This is a genomic window from Streptomyces sp. SGAir0957 (assembly GCF_043523415.1).
Window position 1 is genome coordinate 6,729,382 of the sequence record NZ_CP027293.1, and the last position, 19,751, is coordinate 6,749,132.

The window sequence follows — 19,751 nt, forward strand, 5'->3', positions numbered from 1 at the left end:
GGCCGCCCCAGTGACGGCGGCCTGTCGCACGAGATGAGGACGTGGGTTGCTCAAGTCTGCCCGCAAGCAGGAGAAGGACCCCGAGGGGCGGATGCCGCTCGCGGAGCACCTGCGTGAGCTTCGCAACCGGCTCGGGAAGGCCGTCCTGGCCATCCTCGTCGTGACGATCGTCGCCGCCTTCTACTACAAGGACATCATCGAGTTCTTCACGAACCCGGTCCTCGACTCCGTCGGCTGCGACAAGTCCTTCTCGGAGCTGACGGTCAAGGCCGCCGAGAACAAGGACGCCAACGAGCAGTGCGCCCGCATCGTGCTCAACGGCCTGATCACGCCCTTCACGCTCGCCCTGAAGGTGTCGCTGATGGCCGGTGTCGTCGGCGCGTCGCCGATCTGGCTCTACCAGCTGTGGGGCTTCGTCGCGCCCGGCCTGCACAAGCACGAGAAGAAGTACGCCACCGGCTTCGTGGCGACCGGCGTCCCGCTCTTCCTCGGCGGCGCCTTCTTCGCGTACAAGACGCTGCCGACCATGGCGCGCGTGCTGCTCGACTTCTCGCCCGAGAACATCGACAACCAGCTGCCGCTCGACGAGCTGCTCGACCTGATCACCCGCATGGTGATCGTCTTCGGTCTCTCCTTCGAGCTGCCGCTGCTCCTGGTCATGCTCAACCTCACGGGCGTGATCACCGGCAAGCGGATGCTCGGCTGGTGGCGCGGCATGATCATGGGCATCACCGTGTTCGCCGCGGTGGCGACGCCCAGCACCGACCCGCTGACCATGATCGCCCTCGCCGGTCCGATCTGGGTCCTGTACTTCGCGGCGACCGCCTTCTCCCTGCTCAACGACCGTCGCAGGCGCCTCCTGGCCGCGGCCGGACCCGGTGACGACGAGGCGTCCGAGCTCGACCTGACGCCCGAGGACATCGGCGAGGTGGAGACCGTCTCGGCCAGCAGGTCGCTGCCGGAGCAGTCGAAGGGCGACACCGACCGGATCAACGGTTACGACGATGTGACCTGAGGTAACCCCTGTTCGCGGCCGGGCTGTTGTTAAGGTCCGGCCGTGACCAGCGAGATCACCCTCTTCGTCAATCCCACCGCGGGACGCGGCCGGGGCGCGGGCGCCGCGCAGCCGGCCGCTTCCGCGTTGCGGACGGCCGGTTTCTCCGTGCGCACCGTCATCGGTGAGGACGCCGGGGACGCTCTGCTACGCGCGCGTGCCGCCGTCTCCGAGGGCACGGGCGCCCTGGTCGCCGTCGGCGGCGACGGGCTCGTGAACCTCGCCCTCCAGGCCGTCGCCGGGACGCGCACCCCGCTCGGCGTGGTCGCCGTCGGCACCGGCAACGACTTCGCCCGCTCGCTCGGCCTGCCCGTCCGCGCCCCGGCCGCCGCGGGCGCGCTCGTCGCCGAGTCCCTCAAGGGCGAGCTGATCCGCGACATCGACCTGGGGCGGATCGGCGGCCACTGGTTCGGCACCGTGCTCGCCTCCGGCTTCGACTCCCGGGTCAACGACCGCGGCAACCGGATGCGGCTTCCGCTGGGCCGGTTCAAGTACGACCTGGCGATCGTGGCGGAGCTGGCCTCGTTCGAGCCGGTGCCGTTCCGTCTGACGCTCGACGACGGCTCCGTGCGCGAGATCGCCGCGACCCTCGTCGCCGTCGGCAACGGCACGTCGTACGGCGGCGGCATGAGGATATGCGCCGGCGCCGACATGGCCGACGGCCTCTTCGACGTCACGGTGGTCGGCGCGTGCTCCCGTACGACGCTGCTGCGGGTCTTCCCGCGCGTCTACAAGGGGACGCATCTGAGCCACCCCGTGGTCAGCACCTACCGGGCGGCCCGGGTGGAGCTGGTCACCGAGGCGGGCGCGGGCATCACCGGGTACGCCGACGGGGAGGCGGTCGGGCCGTTGCCGCTGGTGGCCGAGTGCGTGCCGGGGGCCGTGCGGGTCCTGTCCGGCCGGCGCCCGGCCGGACAGGACCCCTCCGGAGAACGCCCTACCGGATAATGATCGTCCGTTGTCAGCGGGGGCCGGTAGGCTCGAAAGCACGATGACAGAGGACCTCTCACCGGCCGAGCGGTATGCGGCAGCCCGTCAGCGGGCCGCCGAGCAGGCCACCGCGCTCGCGTCCTTCCGCGAGATGTACGACTTCGGCCTCGACCCCTTCCAGATCGAGGCCTGCCAGGCGCTCGAGGCGGGCAAGGGCGTCCTGGTCGCCGCACCCACCGGATCGGGCAAGACGATCGTCGGCGAGTTCGCCGTGCACCTCGCGCTCCGGCAGGGCAAGAAGTGCTTCTACACGACGCCCATCAAGGCGTTGTCGAACCAGAAGTACCAGGACCTCGCCAAGCGCTACGGCGCGGACAAGGTCGGCCTGCTGACCGGCGACAACAGCGTGAACAGTGACGCGCCGGTGGTCGTGATGACCACCGAGGTGCTGCGCAACATGCTGTACGCGGGCTCCCAGGCCCTGATCAACCTCGGCTATGTGGTCATGGACGAGGTGCACTACCTCTCCGACCGCTTCCGGGGCGCCGTCTGGGAAGAGGTGATCATCCACCTCCAGGAGTCCGTGACGCTGGTCTCGCTGTCGGCCACCGTGTCGAACGCGGAGGAGTTCGGCGACTGGCTCGACACCGTGCGCGGCGACACCGAGGTGATCGTCTCCGAGCACCGGCCCGTGCCGCTGTTCCAGCACGTGCTCGCCGGACGCCGGATGTACGACCTCTTCGAGGAGGGCGAGGGCAGCAAGAAGGCGGTCAACCCGGACCTCACGCGCATGGCGCGCATGGAGGCCAGCCGCCCCTCCTACCAGGACCGGCGGCGCGGGCGCGCCATGCGCGAGGCCGACCGCGAGCGCGAGCGGCGCCAGCGCTCCCGGATCTGGACCCCGGGCCGCCCCGAGGTCATCGACCGGCTCGACGCGGCGGGGCTGCTGCCCGCCATCACCTTCATCTTCAGCCGCGCCGCCTGCGAGGCCGCCGTCCAGCAGTGCCTGTACGCGGGCCTGCGGCTGAACGGGGAGGAGGCGCGGGCCGAGGTCCGCGAGATCGTCGAGGCGCGCACGGCCGCCATCCCCGACGAGGACCTGCACGTCCTCGGCTACTACGAGTGGCTGGAAGGGCTCGAGCGCGGCATCGCCGCCCACCATGCGGGCATGTTGCCGACGTTCAAGGAGGTCGTGGAGGAGCTGTTCGTCCGCGGCCTGGTGAAGGCGGTCTTCGCCACCGAGACGCTGGCGCTCGGCATCAACATGCCCGCCCGTTCGGTGGTCCTCGAGAAGCTCGTCAAGTGGAACGGGGAGCAGCACGCCGACATCACCCCGGGTGAGTACACGCAGCTCACCGGGCGCGCGGGCCGCCGGGGCATCGACGTCGAGGGCCATGCCGTCGTGCTGTGGCAGCGCGGTTTCAGCCCGGAGCACCTCGCGGGGCTCGCGGGCACCCGCACGTATCCGCTGAAGTCCAGCTTCAAGCCGTCGTACAACATGGCGGTGAACCTGGTCGGGCAGTTCGGCCGGCACCGGTCGAGGGAGCTGCTGGAGACCTCGTTCGCGCAGTTCCAGGCCGACAAGTCCGTCGTCGGCATCTCGCGGCAGGTGCAGAAGAACGAGGAGGGGCTCGAGGGCTACAAGGAGTCCATGACCTGCCACCTCGGCGACTTCGACGAGTACGCCCGGCTGCGCCGCGAGCTGAAGGACCGCGAGACCGAGCTGGCCAAGCAGGGCGCGGCGCAGCGCCGGGCGCAGGCGGCGGCCGCCCTGGAGAAGCTCAAGCCCGGGGACGTCATCCACGTCCCCACGGGGAAGTTCGCGGGCCTCGCCCTCGTCCTGGACCCCGGGATCCCCGCCGGGCGGTCCAACGGGCACCGCGGGTTCGAGCACCACGACGGGCCGCGCCCGCTGGTGCTGACCGCCGAGCGGCAGGTCAAGCGGCTCGCCGCGATCGACTTCCCGGTGCCCGTCGAAGCCCTTGAGCGGATGCGGATCCCGAAGTCGTTCAACGCGCGCTCGCCGCAGTCCCGGCGCGACCTGGCCTCCGCGCTGCGCACCAAGGCCGGGCACATCGTGCCCGACCGGCACAAGAAGGGCCGGGCCCCGGCCGCCGACGACCGGCAGATCACCCGGCTCCGCGCCGAGCTGCGGGCCCACCCCTGCCACGGCTGCTCCGAGCGGGAGGACCACGCGCGCTGGGCCGAGCGCTACCACCGGCTGCGCCGGGACACCGCGCAGCTGGAGCGCCGCATCGAGGGCCGGACGAACACGATCGCCCGCACCTTCGACCGCATCGTGAAGCTGCTGACCGAGATGGACTACCTGCGCGGTGACGAGGTCACCGAGCACGGCAAGCGGCTCGCCAGGCTCTACGGCGAGCTGGACCTGCTCGCGAGCGAGTGTCTGCGCGACGGCGTCTGGGAGGGCCTGAACCCGGCCGAACTGGCCGCCTGCGTCTCGGCGTTGGTGTTCGAGGCGCGGGTCTCCGACGACGCGCTCGCGCCCAAGGTGCCCTCGGGCAAGGCGAAGGCCGCGCTCGGCGAGATGGTGCGGATCTGGGGCAGGCTCGACGCCCTGGAGGAGGAGTTCCGGATCAACCAGGCCGAGGGGGTCGGGCAGCGCGAGCCCGATCTCGGGTTCGCCTGGGCCGCGTACCAGTGGGCCTCGGGCAAGGGGCTCGACGAGGTGCTGCGCGAGGCGGAGATGCCGGCCGGTGACTTCGTCCGCTGGTGCAAGCAGGTCATCGACGTGCTCGGGCAGATCGCGGCGGCGGCTCCGCACGACGGGTCGTCGACCGTGGCGCGCAATGCGCGCAAGGCCGTGGACGGACTGTTGCGAGGAGTCGTGGCGTACTCGTCCGTCGGCTGAGGCGCCGGCAGGCTCGTCGAAAGGGGCCCGGGACCTTATGTCCCGGGCCCCTTTTCGCGTGCCCGGAGGTACGTGTGTTCGGGTACTGGATTCGCTTACTCCATGTGTGCGAATCGATGCCCAGCGTGCAAATGGGAGCGAGTGTATGCCTGCCGTGGGCGTTGGTGCAGAGGCTTGCTGAATATGACTCAGCGATGATCCGGTCGGACTAAGCTCGCCCGCAGCGCACCGAGTTGAGATGTATTCGGGCGTTTGTTCCCCCGTGTGCGGATCGTCCCCAGATCCCCCGGAACGCATCCCCCACTTCCCCGATCCGACTGTTCAGAGGGCATACATGGTGAGTGTTCAATCGCCTCCCGGTGGCCGAGACGTCCCCTACGCACGCGTGCTCCTGCTCCCCGCCATGGTCATGGCCGCCGCCACCGGAGCGGCCGTCGGCCTGGTCACCCAGCCCGCCCGCCTCGCCGTCGGCCTGTGCGGCGCGCTCGGCACGCTCCTGGTCATCGCCGTCGCGGCCGAGGCCGTCCGGCGGGGCCGCCTCCTCAAGGGGGTGCGCGCCCAGTACGCGCGGCACGTCGCCGACCTGGAGGGGCAGCTCGACGCCAAGGAGCGGCGGACGCTGCGCATCGCCAAGGAAGCCCTGCCGGCAGCCCTGTACCGCATGCACACCGGCGACAACCCGAAGGACGCCGTCCGCCACACCTTCGACGCCGACCCCGCCTTCCGGGACGCCACCCCGGGCGAGCGCGAACTGCTGCGCATGGCCCTCAAGGAGATCGACCTCGAGGAGTCGATGCGCGACGCGGCACAGCGCGCCTTCGTCTCCATCGCCCGCCGCGTCCAGGCCATCGTCCACAAGCAGGCCCAGGAACTCCGCGAGATGGAGGAGGACCACGGCCGCAACCCCGAGGTCTTCGACGACCTCCTGCGCATCGACCACGGCACCGCCCTGATCGGCCGCCTCGCCGACTCCGTCACCGTCCTCGGCAACGCCCGGCCGGGCCGCCAGTGGCCGCAGCCCGTCCGCCTCTACAGCGTGCTGCGCGGCGCCATGTCCCGCATCCTCGAATACCCGCGCATCGACCTGAAGGCCATCTGCGATGTGGCCATCAGGGGCGTCTCCGTGGAACCCCTCATCCACGCCTGCGCCGAACTCCTCGACAACGCCACCCGCTACTCGCCGCCGCAGACCAAGGTGCACGTCACCGCCGTCGAGGTGCAGACCGGCATCGCCATCGAGATCGAGGACGGCGGCGTCAGCCTCAGTGAGGAGCAGCGCCTGCGGGCCGAGCGGATGCTCGACAAGGCCAAGGCCGGCATCGACCTCAACGACCTCGGCGAGAACCCGCGCCTCGGCCTCGCCATCGTCGGCCGCCTCTGCTCCATGTACAACATGGACATCTCCCTGCGGCAGTCCGCCTACGGCGGCGTCCGGGCCGTCCTCGTCGTCCCGCGCGACATGATGAGCACCGGGCCCGCGCCCGGCCTCGCCCACGGCATCGGCGCCTCCGCCGTACCGCGCGTCGACCACAACGGCGTACCGATCAAGGAAGAGCCGCGGCTCAAGAAGACGCGGCGGCCCACGACGGGCCCGCGCCACTCCGCCCCCGTCGCGCCCGCGATGGAGGACGACGTACCCGTGGTCACCGAATGGCGGCCCAACGGGCTGCCGCAGCGCCGCCGGAAGGTCGACACCAAGATCGTCGACTCGCAGATCATCGTGACACCGCGCCATCCGGACCTGTCGGGCTCTGCCCCCGCCTCCGACTTCCCGGGTACCGGCGGGCCGGGCAACGGCTCCGGTACGGGGTCGTGGGGCGAGCCGTCCGGATCGTACGGGGGCCCGTCCGGGGCGTACGGGAACGCGTACGGCGAGCCGGAGGCCGAGGAGCGGCCCCAGCCCGAACCCGGGCTCTGGGTCGAGGCGTTCATGAACGGGCTCAAGCCCGACGAGCCCGGACAGACCGACCGGACGGACGAGCACGGCGACGCCGGGCCCTTCGGCGCGGGCGGTACATCCGACGCGCACACCAAGCAGGCCGACGAGGGAGACCACCAGTGATCCAGCAACGCGCCAACTTCGACTGGATGCTCAAGGAGCTCGCCGACGGCGTGCCCAACGTGCGCCAGGTCGTGGTGCTCTCCGCGGACGGCCTGCGCATCGCCCGGTACGGCGGCGACCCCGACGGCGCCGACCGGATCGCCGCCGCCTGCGCCGGACTCCAGTCCCTCGCCTCCGCCGTCGCCTCCGAGATCCCGGAGAGCAACGGCAAGATGAACATGGTCATCATCGAGGTCGACGGCGGCTTCTTCTATCTGATGGCCGCGGGCAAGGGTGCCTACCTGGCCGTCCTCGCGGATCCGTATGTGGACGCGGGTCTCGTCAGCCACCAGATGCGTGACCTCGTCATCCGCATCGGCGCCCACCTCACCAGCCCGCCGCGACGCAACGGCCAGACCGTATGAGTCCGCGCCCCCCAGAACCCCCGTTCCGCGACGACGAACCGGCGCCGCCCCGGCGCGAGCGGCGGTACGCCAACGACTCCGAGGGCCCCGCGCCCGAACACCGTGACCCGCAGGGGCCCAAGGACCCGAGGGACCCCGAGCGGCTCTACGTCATCACCGGCGGTACCGACGGCACCGACCGCGCGACGCTCGACCTCGTCACCCTCATCGTCGCGCGCGCCGACCCTCCCGCCGCCACGCCCCCCGAACAGACCGCCGTCCTGCGCATGTGCCGGACGCCGCTGTCCACGGCCGAGATCTCGGCCTACCTCAATCTGCCCTTCAGCGTGGTCACCGTGCTGCTCGGTGAGCTCCTCGCGGCCGAACTGGTCCACTCCCGCGCCCCGGTCATCCGGAGCAACGTCGCGGACCGTTCCCTCCTCGAAGCGGTGATGCATGGACTACAGAAGCTCTGACCCCGCCGGCGCCGCGGACCTGACCACCGGGGGGCCGCACCTTCCCGGCCCGCGCGCCGAGGACCGGATGCCCGACACCGTCACCTCCGCCGTGAAGATCGTCATCGTGGGCGGTTTCGGCGTCGGCAAGACCACCATGGTCGGCTCCGTCAGCGAGATCCGGCCGCTCACCACCGAAGAGACCATGACGCAGGCCGGGATCGGCGTCGACGACAACTACGGGTCCGACACCAAGACCGCCACCACCGTGGCCATGGACTTCGGCCGGATCAGCATCACCGAGGAGCTCGTCCTCTACCTCTTCGGCACCCCCGGCCAGGAACGCTTCTGGTTCCTGTGGAACGGCCTGTTCGAGGGCGCCCTCGGCGCCGTCGTCCTCATCGACACCCGGCGCCTCGAAGTCAGCTTCGACGTCATCGGGCGGCTCGAGGAGCGCGGCGTCCCCTTCGTCATCGCCAACAACGCCTTTCCCGACGGGCCCAGTTACCCCGTCGACGAGCTGCGCGTCGCCCTCGACCTCGATCCGCACGTGCCGATCATCGAGTGCGATGCCCGGCGGCGGGCCTCCAGCCGCGATGTCCTGCTCACCCTCATGCGGTATCTGCATGAGATGGCGCTGCAGCACGTCTGACCGGTTCGTCCGGCTTGTTCCTTCCGCCGGTTCGTCCCGCTCGTTCGTTCCGTCGGCTCGCCGCTGTTCCCGTGCGGCTTCAGACCGATGTGGTTTCCCACCGTTCGCCTTACCAACGGAGTCAGCGTGACGTCTCCCTCCTCCTCCTCGTCCCAGGCCTCCTTCGGGGGCGATCCGCTCCAGGATCCCCTCGGCGGGCCGCCGCCCGGCTGTCCCGCCCACGCGCTCGGACCCGACGGGGCCCGGCGGCTCTACGGGCCCGAGGCCGAGGCCGACCTCCCCGCCGTCTACGAGAAGCTCCGCGCCGAACACGGCTCCGTCGCCCCCGCCCTCATCCACGACGACGTGCGCGTCTGGGCCGTCCTCGGCCACGGCGAGAACCTCCACATGGTCCGCACCACCTCCCAGTTCAACCGCGACGCCCGCAACTGGACCGCCCTCAAGAACGGCACCGTCAAACCCACCCACCCCCTCGCCCCCGTCTTCAGCTGGCAGCCCATCTGCTCCATGGCCGAGGGCGCCGAACACCTCAGGCTGCGCGGCGCCGTCACCTACGCCCTCGAGATCATCGACCACCGCAGCCTGCGCCGCGCCATCAACAAGGCCTGCCAGGAGATCATCAACCGGTTCTGCGAGCGCGGCTCCTGCGACGTCGTCAGCGAGTACGCCGAGCATCTGCCGATGATGGCCATGCTCGACGTCTTCGGCGCCTCCGAGGCCTACAGCGAGCGGTTCGTCCAGTCCGCCCGCGACATGATCAAAGGCACCGAGACGGCCATCGCCAGCAACGAATACATCATGGGCATCCTCATGGAGCTCACCGTCCGGCGCCGGGCCGCCCCCGAGGACGACTTCATCAGCCGGCTCATCGCCGCGCCCGCCGCCCTCAGCGACGACGAGGTCGGCCAGCACCTGCGGCTCGTCCTCATCGCCGCCTACGAAGCGACCGCCAACCTCATCGCCAACGTCCTGCGCACCGTCCTCACCGACCCGCGCTTCCGCGCCCAGCTCAACGGCGGGCAGATGACCGTCCCCGAGGCCGTCGAGCAGTCCCTCTGGGACGAGCCGCCCTTCAGCGCCATGGTCGCCTACTTCGCCAAGGTCGACACCCAGCTCGGCGAGCAGTACGTCCGCGCCGGTGACGCCCTCATCTTCGGCATCGCGCCGGGCAACGTCGACCCCGCCGTGCGGCCCGATCCGACCCGGCACATGCAGGGCAACCGGTCCCACCTCGCCTTCGGGGGCGGGCCCCACGAATGCCCCGGGCAGGACATCGGGCGCGCCATCGCCGACATCGGGGTCGACGCGTTCCTCATGCGCCTGCCCGACGCCGAACTCTCCGTCGACGAGGAGCAGTTGCAGTGGCGCTCCACCATCCTCTCGCAGCACCTCGTCTCGCTGCCCGTGTCGTTCACGGCCCGTGCGCAGCAGGATGTCGTCGCCCGGCCCAGCATGGTGCCGCCGCCCCGGCCCGACTGGCTTGTCTCCTCCGGTGGGGGTGAGGTGACTTCCCCGGCTTCCCCGGCTGCCCCGGTTTCCCCGGCCGCCGCTGTCTCCGCTCCCGTCCATGTTCCGCCGCCGCCTCCCGCGGCTCCGGCCGGTGCGGTGCCTGCCGGTGGGGCCTGGCAGCGGTTCCTCCGGTGGTGGCGCGGCTACTGAGCCCAGGTCTCGTACGACTCCCAGGCCTCCAGCCGCCGGTCGCTCACGAAACGGCGGTCCCGGTGCGTCACCGGGTCCCTGAACTCCAGTGTGCGTGCCAGTAGTTGCAGAGGTCTGCGGTAGTCGTCCGGGGGCGTGGCTTCCGCGATACGGGGGTAGAGCGGGTCGCCCAGGATCGGGATGCCCAGGGAGTTCATGTGCACCCGTAGTTGGTGGGTGCGGCCCGTGTGGGGAGTCAGGCGGTAGAGCGCCAGGGTGTTCCGGGTCTGCTCCCGCGCGATGCTCGTTTCCGCGTTCGGTTCTCCGCCCTGCACCTCGTGCGCTGTCAGTACGCCCCGCTCCTTCTCGATCCTGCTGCGGAGCGTCAGGGGAAACGGCTGTTCCGTGGTGTGCCGTGCCACCGCCTCGTACTCCTTGTGCACCCTGCGGTCCCTGAACAGGGTCTGGTACCTGCCCCTGTCCTCCGGGCGTACCACGAACAGCACCAAGCCCGCTGTCAGGCGGTCCAGGCGGTGGGCCGGGCTCAGCGTCTCCACGCCTGTCTCTCTGCGCAGGCGGGCCAGGGCCGTTTCCGTCACGTGGCTGCCGCGTGGGGTCGTCGCCAGGAAGTGGGGCTTGTCCGCCACGACGATGTGGGCGTCCTGGTGCACGATCCGCAACTCGAAGGGGACCCTGGGCTCCGTGGGCATGTCCCTGTGGAACCAGACGTGGGTGTTCGGGGTGTAGGGCGTGGTGGCCGTGATCGGGGTGCCGGTCGCGTCCACGATCTCCCCCTCTTCGATCATCGCGTCGATCTTCGTCATGCCTGCGGGGGACAGTCGGGCGATCAAGTGGTCGCGTGTCGTTGCCCAGGCGCCGTCCGGCGGCAGTCGTACGCGTACCGCGTCGATGCCGTCGCGCTGGGGGAGCGGGGAGGGGGGTGTGCGCCTGCGGTGTCTCATCTCGGGGTCAGCGTACGCAGTGAGGGGAGGGTGGCCGTCCGGGGTTCGTCCGGCGGCTTTCCGTCGTCTCCGACAGGTGTCGGGGTGGGTACGGGGCCGACCGGGGTATGTCCGTGCTCGCCATCTTGCTGGCATCGCCGCTTGTGACGGTCGCCGCCACCGCGTGGACCGTGCTGCGCGCGGACATACCCCGGTCGGCCCCTTCCGTCTCGTCTCCGGCTGACCGGCCGGCCAGATCATCAGAGGGCCGGGCTGCCCAGCCCTGCGCCGTCCGTGTCAGGGCTGCTGCGTTTCCTGTTCCACCTCCACCTGGGCGTTCCAGTCGCGCTTCGATGCCTGCCAGCCGTCCTCGTTGTGGCCGAGCCGCCAGTAGCCGGAGATCGACAGGTCCTCGCGCGGGATCTGGCGGTCGATGCGGAGATGGCGGCGGAGTTCCTTCACGAAGCCCGCCTCGCCGTGGACGAAGGCCTGCAGGCGGCCCTCGGGGAAGTCCAGGTCGGTGACCGCCTTGATGAGGGACTGGCCCACCGGGCGGCCCTCGCGGTGGAGCCAGGTGATCTCGGCCTGGGTGTCGATCTTCTGCTCTTCCTCGGCGCTCTCGATCTCGAGGAAGACGTGGGCCTTCGCCCCCTGCGGCAGCGCCTCCAGGGCCGCGGCCACCGCGGGGAGCGCGCTCTCGTCGCCCACCAAGAGGTGCCAGTCCGCCTCGGCGTCGGGTGCGTAGGCGCCGCCCGGGCCCATGAAATAGATCGTCTCGCCGGGCTCGACGTTCGCCGCCCACGGGCCGGCCAGGCCCTCGTCGCCATGGACCACGAAGTCGAGCGTCAGCTCGCGGGCCTGCGGGTCCCAGGCGCGCACCGTGTAGGTACGGGTCACGGGCCACTGCTCGCGCGGCAGTTCCTCCCGGATGCGCTCCATGTCGAACGGCTCCGGGTAGCTCTCTCCCTTCGGCGGGAAGAGCAACTTCACGTAGTGGTCCGTGTATTCGAGCTCCGGGAGGTCCGCCAGTCCCTCACCGCCGAGCACCACGCGCTGCATGTGCGGCGTCAGTCGCTCGGTGCGCACGACCTGCGCCGAGCGGGCCTTACGGGGCTTGCGTGCGGGACGCTCGGCCATGTGTGGTCTCCCTCGAAATGCTAGTTAGGTAACCCTAAGCTAACACTTCAGGCGGAGAGCGTGGTGAGGAGGCGTTGCAAAGGACCGCCCAAGCCCCAGCGTGTCCCCAGGTGCTCCAGGAGTTCGGGGTCGCGCGGCTTGCCGGGGAGCGCGGTGGGGAGGTCGGGGAGGGGGACGTCCGTGGCGACCTGGACCACCTTCGGAGCCACCGCCAGGTAGTCGTGCGCTTCCGTCAGGCGCTTGCGCTGGGTCGGGGTGAGCTTCGACGCCGGGTCGTTCGCCGCCTCGACGATGCCGGCCAAAGTGCCGTACTCGGCGAGGAGTTTCGCCGCCGTCTTCTCGCCGATGCCGGGGACCCCGGGCAGGCCGTCGCTCGGGTCGCCGCGCAGGGTCGCCATGTCCGCGTAGCCCGAGCCGTCCACCCCGTACTTGTCGCGGAGGAACGTCTCGGTGGTGATCTGCAGCGTGCCGACGCCCTTGACGGGGTACAGGACGCGCCGCTGCTTCTCGTCGTCCACCAGTTGGTAGAGGTCTCTGTCGCCCGTGACGATGTCGACCGGGGTCGCCGCTCCGGAGGTGTAGGTGCCGATCACGTCGTCCGCCTCGTAGCCCTCCACGCCCACGCGGGTGATGCCCACCGCGTCCAGGACCGCCTCGATGATCGGCACCTGCGGGGAGAGCGTGTCCGGGATCTCCTCCTCGTCCGGGGTCCCCGTCGGCTTCTCCTCGGCCACCCGGTGTGCCTTGTAGGAGGGGATGAGGTCCACGCGCCATTGCGGGCGCCAGTCCGCGTCCATGCACGCCACCAGATCCGTGGGGTGGTGGTCGTGGACGAGGCGGGTGATGAAATCGAGCAGCCCGCGCACCGCGTTGACCGGGGTGCCGTCCGGGGCCTTGACGGAGTCCGGGACTCCGAAATACGCCCGGAAGTACAGGGATGCGGTGTCGAGCAGCATCAGGCGCTGGGTTTTCTGGGTCACGTTCCGCATCATGCCGTACCGCACTGACAGTGACTGTGTGTGCGGTATCTGTGCGGTTTCGTTAACCGTGTGTGAACTGGACCACTCTTTTGTTTGTGGTGCATAAGTTCGGGCAGGCGCCGCCTCGGAGCGGACCCGGTCACACGTTCAACTATTGAATGCGTCACCGGACGAACACGGGCAGACCCCGTACCGCACCACGGCCCGCCGGCGGGGGAGGCGGGCCGTCTTGGTTCGACCCGAGAGGTGTATGTGTCCAGGCTTGAAGCCGAAGACCTGTACAAGGTGTTCGGCAGACGACCCGATGAGGCGGTGGAGAAACTCCGCCGCGGAGCCGACCGTGAGGAACTGCGCGCCGACGGCACGACGGCTGCCGTGATCGACGCGTCTTTCACGGTGGAGCCCGGCCAGATCTTCGTCGTCATGGGTCTTTCGGGATCCGGTAAGTCCACGCTTCTGCGGATGTTGAACGGACTCCTCGAGCCTACGGCGGGACACGTCCGCTTCGACGGCGACGACCTCACCGAGCTGTCCCCGCGCGAGCTGCGCGAGGTCCGCTCCAAGAAGATCAGCATGGTCTTCCAGCACTTCGCCCTCTTCCCGCACCGCTCCGTCCTGGAGAACGCGGCCTACGGGCTCGAGGTGCAGGGCGTGGCGCGCCCCGAGCGCGAGGAGCGGGCCAACGAGGCGCTGCGCCTCGCCGGTCTCGAGGGCTGGGAGAAGTCCTTCCCCGACGAGCTGTCCGGCGGTATGCAGCAGCGTGTCGGGCTGGCCCGCGCGCTCGCGACCGATGCCGATCTGCTGCTGATGGACGAGTCCTTCAGCGCGCTCGACCCGCTGATCCGGCGCGACATGCAGGACCAGCTGCTCGATCTGCAGAAGACGCTCAAGAAGACGATCGTCTTCATTACGCACGACCTCAACGAGGCCATGCGGCTCGGTGACCGTATTGCTGTCATGCGCGACGGGCGCATCGTCCAGATCGGTACCGCGGAGGACATCCTTGTCACTCCGGCCGACGACTACGTTGCCTCCTTCACGCAGGACGTCGACCGCTCCCGTGTGCTGACCGCGGGCGCCATCATGGGCACCCCCGGCGAGGGGTACCGGGTCTCCGACGCGCCGGCGACGGTCGCCGAGGACACGCCGATCATCGAGCTGTTCACGCCCTGCTCCACCAGCGAGATACCCGTCGCCGTCACCGGCGAGGGCGGAGAGCTGGTGGGCGTCGTGCCGCGCGAGCGCTTGCTCGCCGTGCTCGGTGAACCCATGAAGTCCGTGGAGAGTGACGACGGCGCGGAAACGCGCGATGCCGTCCCCGCCTCGCGCGGCGAAGGTGACGGTCCGGTCGAGAAGGTGAACGCCGGTGCCTAGGATCCCCTTCGGTGACTGGGTCAACGATGTGGTCGAGTGGCTGCTCAACCACATGGCATGGCTCTTCGACTTCCTCAAGACCTGCTTCGACGGCGTCTACACCGGCATCACCGATGTCCTCCAGGCGCCCGAGCCGCTGCTGCTCGTCGGCATCTTCGCCGTCATCGCCTTCTGGCTCCGCGGCACCCTGGCGGCCGTGCTGACCTTCGTCGGCCTGTGGTTCATCGACAACCTCGAGTTGTGGGACCACGCCATGCAGACCTTGTCGCTGGTGCTGGTCTCGACGCTCATCGCGTTGATCATCGGTGTGCCGCTCGGCATCTGGGCCGCGCGGTCCAACCGGGTCAGCGGGCTGTTCCGGCCCGTGCTCGACCTGATGCAGACGCTGCCCGCGATGGTCTACCTGATCCCGGCCATTCTCTTCTTCGGCTCCGGGGCTCCCGCCGGCATCGTCGCCACGCTCATCTTCGCGGTGCCGCCGGGCGTCCGCATGACCGAGCTGGGCATCCGCCAGGTCGACAAGGAGCTGGTCGAGGCCGCCGAGGCGTTCGGTACGAAGCCCGGCAACACCCTTCTCCGGGTGCAGCTGCCGCTCGCGCTGCCGACCATCATGGCCGGTGTCAACCAGGTCATCATGCTGGGCCTGTCCATGGCCGCCATCGCGGGCATGGTCGGCACCGAGGGGCTCGGTGCCGACGTCAACGAGGCCATCGGTCAGCTGAACGTCGGTCTGGGCGCCGAGTCCGGCATCGCCATCGTCATCCTGGCCATCTACCTCGACCGCATGACCAGCTCGCTCGGTCAGCAGGTCTCCCCGCTCGGCCGCCGCGCGCTCGCCAAGATGCGCGCCGCGCAGGGGCTGCAGATCTGGTCCTACCGGCCGCGGCCCGTCGTCGCCGTCGTGGGTGTGGTCGTGCTCGCTCTGGTCGCCGGCGGCATGGGGATCTTCGGTGGGTCCTCCACGTCCACCGCCTCCGACGACGGGACGAACGTCGGGCAGGGCAAGAAGATCACCATCGGCTACATCCCCTGGGACGAGGGCGTCGCCTCCACGTACCTGTGGAAGGAGATCCTGGAGCAGCGCGGCTTCGAGGTCGAGGCCAAGCAGTTCGACGCGGGCCCCCTCTACACCTCGCTCGCCCAGGGCAGCGTCGACTTCGAGACCGACTCCTGGCTGCCGACCACCCACGCGCAGTACTGGAAGAAGTACGGCAAGGACCTCGAGGACCTCGGTGCCTGGTACGACGAGACGTCCCTGGAGCTGACGGTGCCCGCCTACATGGACGGAATCGACTCCCTCGCCGACCTCAAGGGCAAGGGCGCCCAGTTCGGTGGCAAGATCACCGGCATCGAGGCGAGCGCCGGTGAGACCGGGCTGCTCAAGAGCAAGGTGCTCAAGGCGTACGGCCTCGACAAGGAGTACAAGGTCGTCGACAGCTCCACGCCGGCGATGCTGGCCGAGCTGAAGCGCGCCTACGCCAAGAAGAAGCCGATCGTCGTGCCGCTCTGGTCGCCGCACTGGGCGTACAACGACTACAAGCTGAAGAAGCTCAAGGACCCGAAGGGTGTCTGGGGCAAGGGCGACGGTGTGCACTCGCTGGCCCGCAAGGGCTTCGGCGGTGACAACCCCGAGGTCGCCAAGTGGCTCAAGGACTTCAAGATGAGCGAGAAGCAGCTCACGTCCCTTGAGGCCGAGATCAACAAGGCGGGCAAGGGCAAGCAGCAGGACGCTGTCAAGGCGTGGCTGAAGTCCAACCCGGGTGTCGTCGACAAGTTCGCCCCTGTCGAGAAGAAGGACAGCGGCAGCGACTCCAAGGACCCCGTGAACGTCGCCTGGTTCCCCTGGGACGAGGATGTCGCCGTCACCTACCTCTGGAAGAACGTTCTGGAGAAGCGCGGCTACAAGCTCAACCTGAAGCAGATGGACGTGGGCCCTGTCTACACCGGGCTCGCCAGCGGTGACCTCGACGTGAACTTCGACGCCTGGCTGCCGCACGCCCAGAGCAACTACTGGGACAAGAGCAAGGACAAGCTGGTCGACCTGGGCAGCTGGTACAGCCCGACCTCGCTCGAAGTCGCCGTCCCGTCGTACGTGAAGGGCGTCAAGACCCTCGCGGACCTCAAGGGCAAGGCCGACACCTTCGACGGCCGGATCATCGGCATCGAGCCGGGCACCGGCGAGATGAGCCTCCTGAAGAAGGAGGTGCTCCCCGGCTACGGCCTCGACAAGGAGTACAAGGTCGTCGACGGCTCCACGCCGGCGATGCTCGCCGAGCTGAAGCGCGCCTACGCCAAGAAGGAGCCGGTCGCCGTCGTGCTCTGGTCACCGCACTGGGCGTACAGCGAGTACGAGCTGACCAAGCTGGCCGACCCGAAGAAGAAGTTCGGCGAGGGCAACACGATCCGCACCATCGCCAACAAGGAGTTCCCCGGCGAGTACCCGCAGCTCACGAAGTGGTTCAAGAACTTCAAGATGAGCGAGGACGAGCTGGGCGGCCTGGAGGCCGAGATCAAGAAGCGCGGTCAGGGCCAGGAGGAGAAGGCCGTCTCCGCGTGGCTCGAGACGCACCAGGACGTCGAGAAGCGGATGACCGCTTCCTGACCCTGGCGGGTGATCGAACCCCTCGCGGGTGAACGAAAGGGTGGGTTCCGCCGTAGCAGAGGCTGCGGGGGGACCCACCTTTCGTTCGTTCCGTGACCCGGGACGCCCTGATCGTGACCCACCGCTTACCGCGCTCGTATGAAACTGTCGGACGAACATGCGTAGGGTGCCTTCAAACGAGCAGAGCAATGCGGTGGGAGGGAGCGGACCCATGGACGAGCACAAGGAGTCATTGCGCGTGGGCGCGGCTGTCCGGCGCCGGCGCCGGACGCTCGAACTGACCCTCGCCGCCGTCGCCGAGCGCAGCGGCCTGTCCGTGCCCTTCCTCAGCCAGGTCGAGAACGAGCGGGCCCGGCCCAGCCAGCGCTCCCTGGAGAAGGTCGCCGACGCCCTCGGCACCACCGCCGTCGAACTCCTCGCCGCCGCCGATCCCGCCCGCACCGTCGACCTCGTACGCGCCGACGACACGAGCGTCGAGGACGGCAAGGACCCCGTCGTACGGTCCCTCGTGCGCGGGCACCACCAGATGCACGCCCAGGAGTTCGTGGGCGACCACGACCCGGGGCGCGAGTTCCAGCTCCGCAATGACGTCCTCATGCATGTCACCGAGGGCGCCGTCGAGGTGGAGGCCGAGGGACGCGCCTACCGGCTCGTGCGCGGCGACACCTTGTATCTGACCGGTGGCGTACGGCACCGGTGGCGGGCGACCGTGGCCGAGGCCCGGGTCCTCGTCGTGGCGGTCGCCGAGCACATCGACGCGGTCGACGAGCCCGGACCGAAGTAGCCGCCCGTCGTGCGTGTCGTCTCCCTGGTTCCGTCACTGACCGAGGCCGTCGCGGTGAGCGTGCCGGGTGCGCTGGTGGGGGCCACCGACTGGTGTGGCCATCCCGTGGGGCTCGACGTGGCGCGGATCGGCGGCACCAAGAATCCCGACGTGGCCGCCGTCGTCGCCCTCCGGCCCGACCTCGTCGTCGCCAACGAGGAGGAGAACCGGGAGCCCGATCTGGACGCCCTGCGCGCCGCCGGGGTCGCCGTGCTCGTCACCGAGGTGCGGCGGCTGTCCGACGCCTGGGGTGAGTTGGATCGGCTGCTCCGCGCCTGCGGGGTCTCCTCGCGGCCGCGCTGGCTCGACGAGGCCGAGGCCGCCTGGTCGGCCGTCGTCCCCGGCGAGCGGCGCCTGCGGGCCGTCGTCCCCGTCTGGCGGCGGCCCTGGATGGTGCTCGGGCGGGACACCTTCGCCGGTGATCTGCTCGCCAGGCTCGGCGTCGAGAACGTCTACGCCGGTCATGCCGAGCGGTATCCCCGGATTCCGCTCGATGAGCTGCGGGCCGTCGGGGCGGAGCTCGTGGTCCTGCCCGACGAGCCCTACCGGTTCACCGCCGAGGACGGGCCCGAGGCGTTCGACGTGCCCGCCGCGCTCGTCAGTGGACGCCATCTGACCTGGTACGGGCCGTCGCTGGGGGAGGCGGTGCGGGTGCTTTCCGGTGCGTTGAGCGCCGCGGGCGAGAAGTGAGTCGGTGAGTCAGGCCCTTGCCGGGGTGGGCGGGGCCAGGAGGCGGCCGTTCAGTACGCCCCGCGTCGTGTGCAGCGCCGCCACCGCCCAGGCCGCCACCAGGGCGACGTAGAGCGTGACGGCCAGGACGTCGAAGACCGGCAGGTGCGTGTGGGCGGCCAGGCCCTCGGCGCCCGTCACGCACGTGCCGACCGGGAACGTGAACGCCCACCACGTCATCGAGAACCCCATGCCGCCGCGTCGTGCCCGCGCCACCAGCGCCACGGCGAGCGCCAGCCACAGCAGCGCGAAGCCCGTCACCGGCACGCCGTAGAGGATCGCGAACGCCTCGAAACCGTGGGCGTAGGGCGCGGGCAGGACGCCGGGCGCCGCGTCCGCGAACTTGTTGGCCGCCGTCGTCGACTGGCCCAGGGGCCCGAGGACGAGGAAGAGCGACGGGGTCAGGGCCAGGGGGAGCGGGCCCGTCGTCACGAGGCGGGCGAAGATCAGGGGCAGCATCACGAGCGTTGCCAGGAGGCTCATGCCGAACATGGCGTAGCAGGCCAGGAGCAACGTCTGCTGCCACGCGCCGGGCGGCAGGTGGGGGAGGAGCAGGGGGCCCAGCGCGGCGGACACCATGGGGGCCACCACCGGGAGCAGCCATACCGGGGACGCCTGGCCCGGCCCGATCCGGTGCCGCACCACCATCAGGTAGGGGATCGCCACCGCCGCCGCCAGTCCGGTCAGCGTGCCCGCGGTGAACAGCACCGTGTCGATCGCCAGCGCCGCCTCGACGCCGATCCAGTCCCGGCCCACCAGCAGCGTGCCGCCGCCCACCGCGAGGAGCGCCATCGACAGGCAGCCGTAGAACGGGGCCGCCGCCGGGTCGAGCAAGTGCGCCCGCGCCTGGTCGCGGTGGTGGGTCCAGTGCAGGGCCCTCGCGGTGAGCACGGCCAGCAGTGCCGCGAAGGACAGGGCCCAGATCGCCGTGCACGCCGTACGCAGTCCCGGGAAGCCCTGCGGCAGGGTCGCGCCCGCGTTCGCGACGATGGCGGTGCCCATGACGGCCGCGTACCAGTTCGGGCCCAGGTGGCGGACGGCGATGGCGCGAGGCGCTGACACTGCGGTGGGGTGGGCGGCGGTGACCATGCATCCACCGTCGCGCGCGGGCACCGGGCC

16 protein-coding genes are annotated in these 19,751 nt (G+C 70.1%); 12 read left to right on the plus strand and 4 right to left on the minus strand.

Annotated elements, in window-relative coordinates:
• The first annotated feature begins 46 nt into the window (after positions 1 to 46).
• From tatC to C1N81_RS35345, 8 genes are all read left to right on the plus strand, one after another.
• The gene (tatC, locus tag C1N81_RS35310; protein WP_394435401.1) at positions 47 to 1,015 is read left to right on the plus strand and encodes a twin-arginine translocase subunit TatC; all 969 of its coding nucleotides are present in this window, start codon (positions 47 to 49) and stop codon (positions 1,013 to 1,015) included.
• A 42-nt stretch (positions 1,016 to 1,057) separates the two neighbouring features.
• Complete coding sequence (locus C1N81_RS35315) at positions 1,058 to 2,002, plus strand: diacylglycerol kinase (protein ID WP_394435402.1); 945 nt, start codon at positions 1,058 to 1,060, stop codon at positions 2,000 to 2,002.
• A 43-nt stretch (positions 2,003 to 2,045) separates the two neighbouring features.
• Positions 2,046 to 4,856, plus strand: coding sequence for a DEAD/DEAH box helicase (locus C1N81_RS35320; RefSeq protein WP_394435404.1), 2,811 nt, complete (start codon positions 2,046 to 2,048; stop codon positions 4,854 to 4,856).
• Between the two features lie 334 nt (positions 4,857 to 5,190).
• Positions 5,191 to 6,918 carry an ATP-binding protein gene (locus C1N81_RS35325; RefSeq protein WP_394435406.1) on the plus strand — a complete coding sequence of 576 codons (1,728 nt, stop codon included), beginning with the start codon at positions 5,191 to 5,193 and terminating at the stop codon, positions 6,916 to 6,918.
• Positions 6,915 to 7,322: a roadblock/LC7 domain-containing protein gene (locus tag C1N81_RS35330; RefSeq protein WP_394435407.1), complete on the plus strand. Its 408-nt coding sequence runs from the start codon at positions 6,915 to 6,917 to the stop codon at positions 7,320 to 7,322. Before C1N81_RS35325 ends, C1N81_RS35330 begins: the two co-directional genes overlap by 4 nt.
• On the plus strand, positions 7,319 to 7,777 hold the full coding sequence (locus C1N81_RS35335; protein ID WP_394435408.1) for a DUF742 domain-containing protein: 459 nt from the start codon (positions 7,319 to 7,321) through the stop codon (positions 7,775 to 7,777). Before C1N81_RS35330 ends, C1N81_RS35335 begins: the two co-directional genes overlap by 4 nt.
• On the plus strand, positions 7,758 to 8,408 hold the full coding sequence (locus tag C1N81_RS35340) for a GTP-binding protein (RefSeq protein WP_394435409.1): 651 nt from the start codon (positions 7,758 to 7,760) through the stop codon (positions 8,406 to 8,408). The genes C1N81_RS35335 and C1N81_RS35340 overlap by 20 nt, the downstream gene beginning before the upstream one ends.
• A gap of 126 nt (positions 8,409 to 8,534) precedes the next feature.
• Entirely contained in the window at positions 8,535 to 10,067 is a 1,533-nt protein-coding gene (locus tag C1N81_RS35345) for a cytochrome P450 (RefSeq protein ID WP_394435410.1), read from the plus strand.
• Here C1N81_RS35345 and C1N81_RS35350 read toward each other — a convergent pair.
• From C1N81_RS35350 to C1N81_RS35360, 3 genes are all read right to left on the minus strand, one after another.
• Complete coding sequence (locus tag C1N81_RS35350) at positions 10,061 to 11,008, minus strand: pseudouridine synthase (RefSeq protein ID WP_394435411.1); 948 nt, start codon at positions 11,006 to 11,008, stop codon at positions 10,061 to 10,063. The genes C1N81_RS35345 and C1N81_RS35350 overlap by 7 nt on opposite strands.
• Positions 11,009 to 11,284: 276 nt before the next feature.
• Entirely contained in the window at positions 11,285 to 12,124 is an 840-nt protein-coding gene (locus C1N81_RS35355) for a siderophore-interacting protein (protein ID WP_394435412.1), read from the minus strand.
• Between the two features lie 47 nt (positions 12,125 to 12,171).
• Positions 12,172 to 13,113 (minus strand): 5'-3' exonuclease, encoded by a 942-nt coding sequence (locus C1N81_RS35360; protein ID WP_394438443.1) that lies wholly within the window; start codon positions 13,111 to 13,113, stop codon positions 12,172 to 12,174.
• 243 nt (positions 13,114 to 13,356) lie between these two features.
• On the opposite strand from C1N81_RS35360, the gene C1N81_RS35365 reads away from it, so the two are divergent.
• The 4 genes from C1N81_RS35365 to C1N81_RS35380 all read left to right on the plus strand — a co-directional run bounded on the left by C1N81_RS35365 (position 13,357) and on the right by C1N81_RS35380 (position 18,593).
• Complete coding sequence (locus C1N81_RS35365; RefSeq protein ID WP_394435413.1) at positions 13,357 to 14,478, plus strand: quaternary amine ABC transporter ATP-binding protein; 1,122 nt, start codon at positions 13,357 to 13,359, stop codon at positions 14,476 to 14,478.
• A complete protein-coding gene (locus C1N81_RS35370; RefSeq protein WP_394435414.1) occupies positions 14,471 to 17,080 on the plus strand; it encodes an ABC transporter permease/substrate binding protein in 2,610 nt (869 codons plus the stop codon). Before C1N81_RS35365 ends, C1N81_RS35370 begins: the two co-directional genes overlap by 8 nt.
• Before the next feature lie 211 nt (positions 17,081 to 17,291).
• The gene (locus tag C1N81_RS35375) at positions 17,292 to 17,864 is read left to right on the plus strand and encodes a helix-turn-helix domain-containing protein (protein WP_394435415.1); all 573 of its coding nucleotides are present in this window, start codon (positions 17,292 to 17,294) and stop codon (positions 17,862 to 17,864) included.
• A gap of 9 nt (positions 17,865 to 17,873) precedes the next feature.
• Positions 17,874 to 18,593: a helical backbone metal receptor gene (locus C1N81_RS35380; protein WP_394435416.1), complete on the plus strand. Its 720-nt coding sequence runs from the start codon at positions 17,874 to 17,876 to the stop codon at positions 18,591 to 18,593.
• 9 nt (positions 18,594 to 18,602) lie between these two features.
• On the opposite strand, the gene C1N81_RS35385 is transcribed toward C1N81_RS35380, so the two are convergent.
• Positions 18,603 to 19,721: a TDT family transporter gene (locus C1N81_RS35385; protein ID WP_394438445.1), complete on the minus strand. Its 1,119-nt coding sequence runs from the start codon at positions 19,719 to 19,721 to the stop codon at positions 18,603 to 18,605.
• Between the last annotated feature and the right edge of the window lie 30 nt (positions 19,722 to 19,751).

Bases quoted from the DNA above. Each gene is read 5' to 3' on its own strand.
- C1N81_RS35320 (WP_394435404.1), top strand. From the start codon at position 2,046: ATGACAGAGGACCTCTCACCGGCCGAGCGGTATGCGGCAGCCCGTCAG.
- C1N81_RS35325 (WP_394435406.1), top strand. From the start codon at position 5,191: ATGGTGAGTGTTCAATCGCCTCCCGGTGGCCGAGACGTCCCCTACGCA.
- C1N81_RS35335 (WP_394435408.1), top strand. From the start codon at position 7,319: ATGAGTCCGCGCCCCCCAGAACCCCCGTTCCGCGACGACGAACCGGCG.
- C1N81_RS35340 (WP_394435409.1), top strand. From the start codon at position 7,758: ATGGACTACAGAAGCTCTGACCCCGCCGGCGCCGCGGACCTGACCACC.
- C1N81_RS35350 (WP_394435411.1), bottom strand. From the start codon at position 11,008: ATGAGACACCGCAGGCGCACACCCCCCTCCCCGCTCCCCCAGCGCGAC.
- C1N81_RS35355 (WP_394435412.1), bottom strand. From the start codon at position 12,124: ATGGCCGAGCGTCCCGCACGCAAGCCCCGTAAGGCCCGCTCGGCGCAG.
- C1N81_RS35360 (WP_394438443.1), bottom strand. From the start codon at position 13,113: ATGCGGAACGTGACCCAGAAAACCCAGCGCCTGATGCTGCTCGACACC.
- C1N81_RS35375 (WP_394435415.1), top strand. From the start codon at position 17,292: ATGGACGAGCACAAGGAGTCATTGCGCGTGGGCGCGGCTGTCCGGCGC.
- C1N81_RS35385 (WP_394438445.1), bottom strand. From the start codon at position 19,721: ATGGTCACCGCCGCCCACCCCACCGCAGTGTCAGCGCCTCGCGCCATC.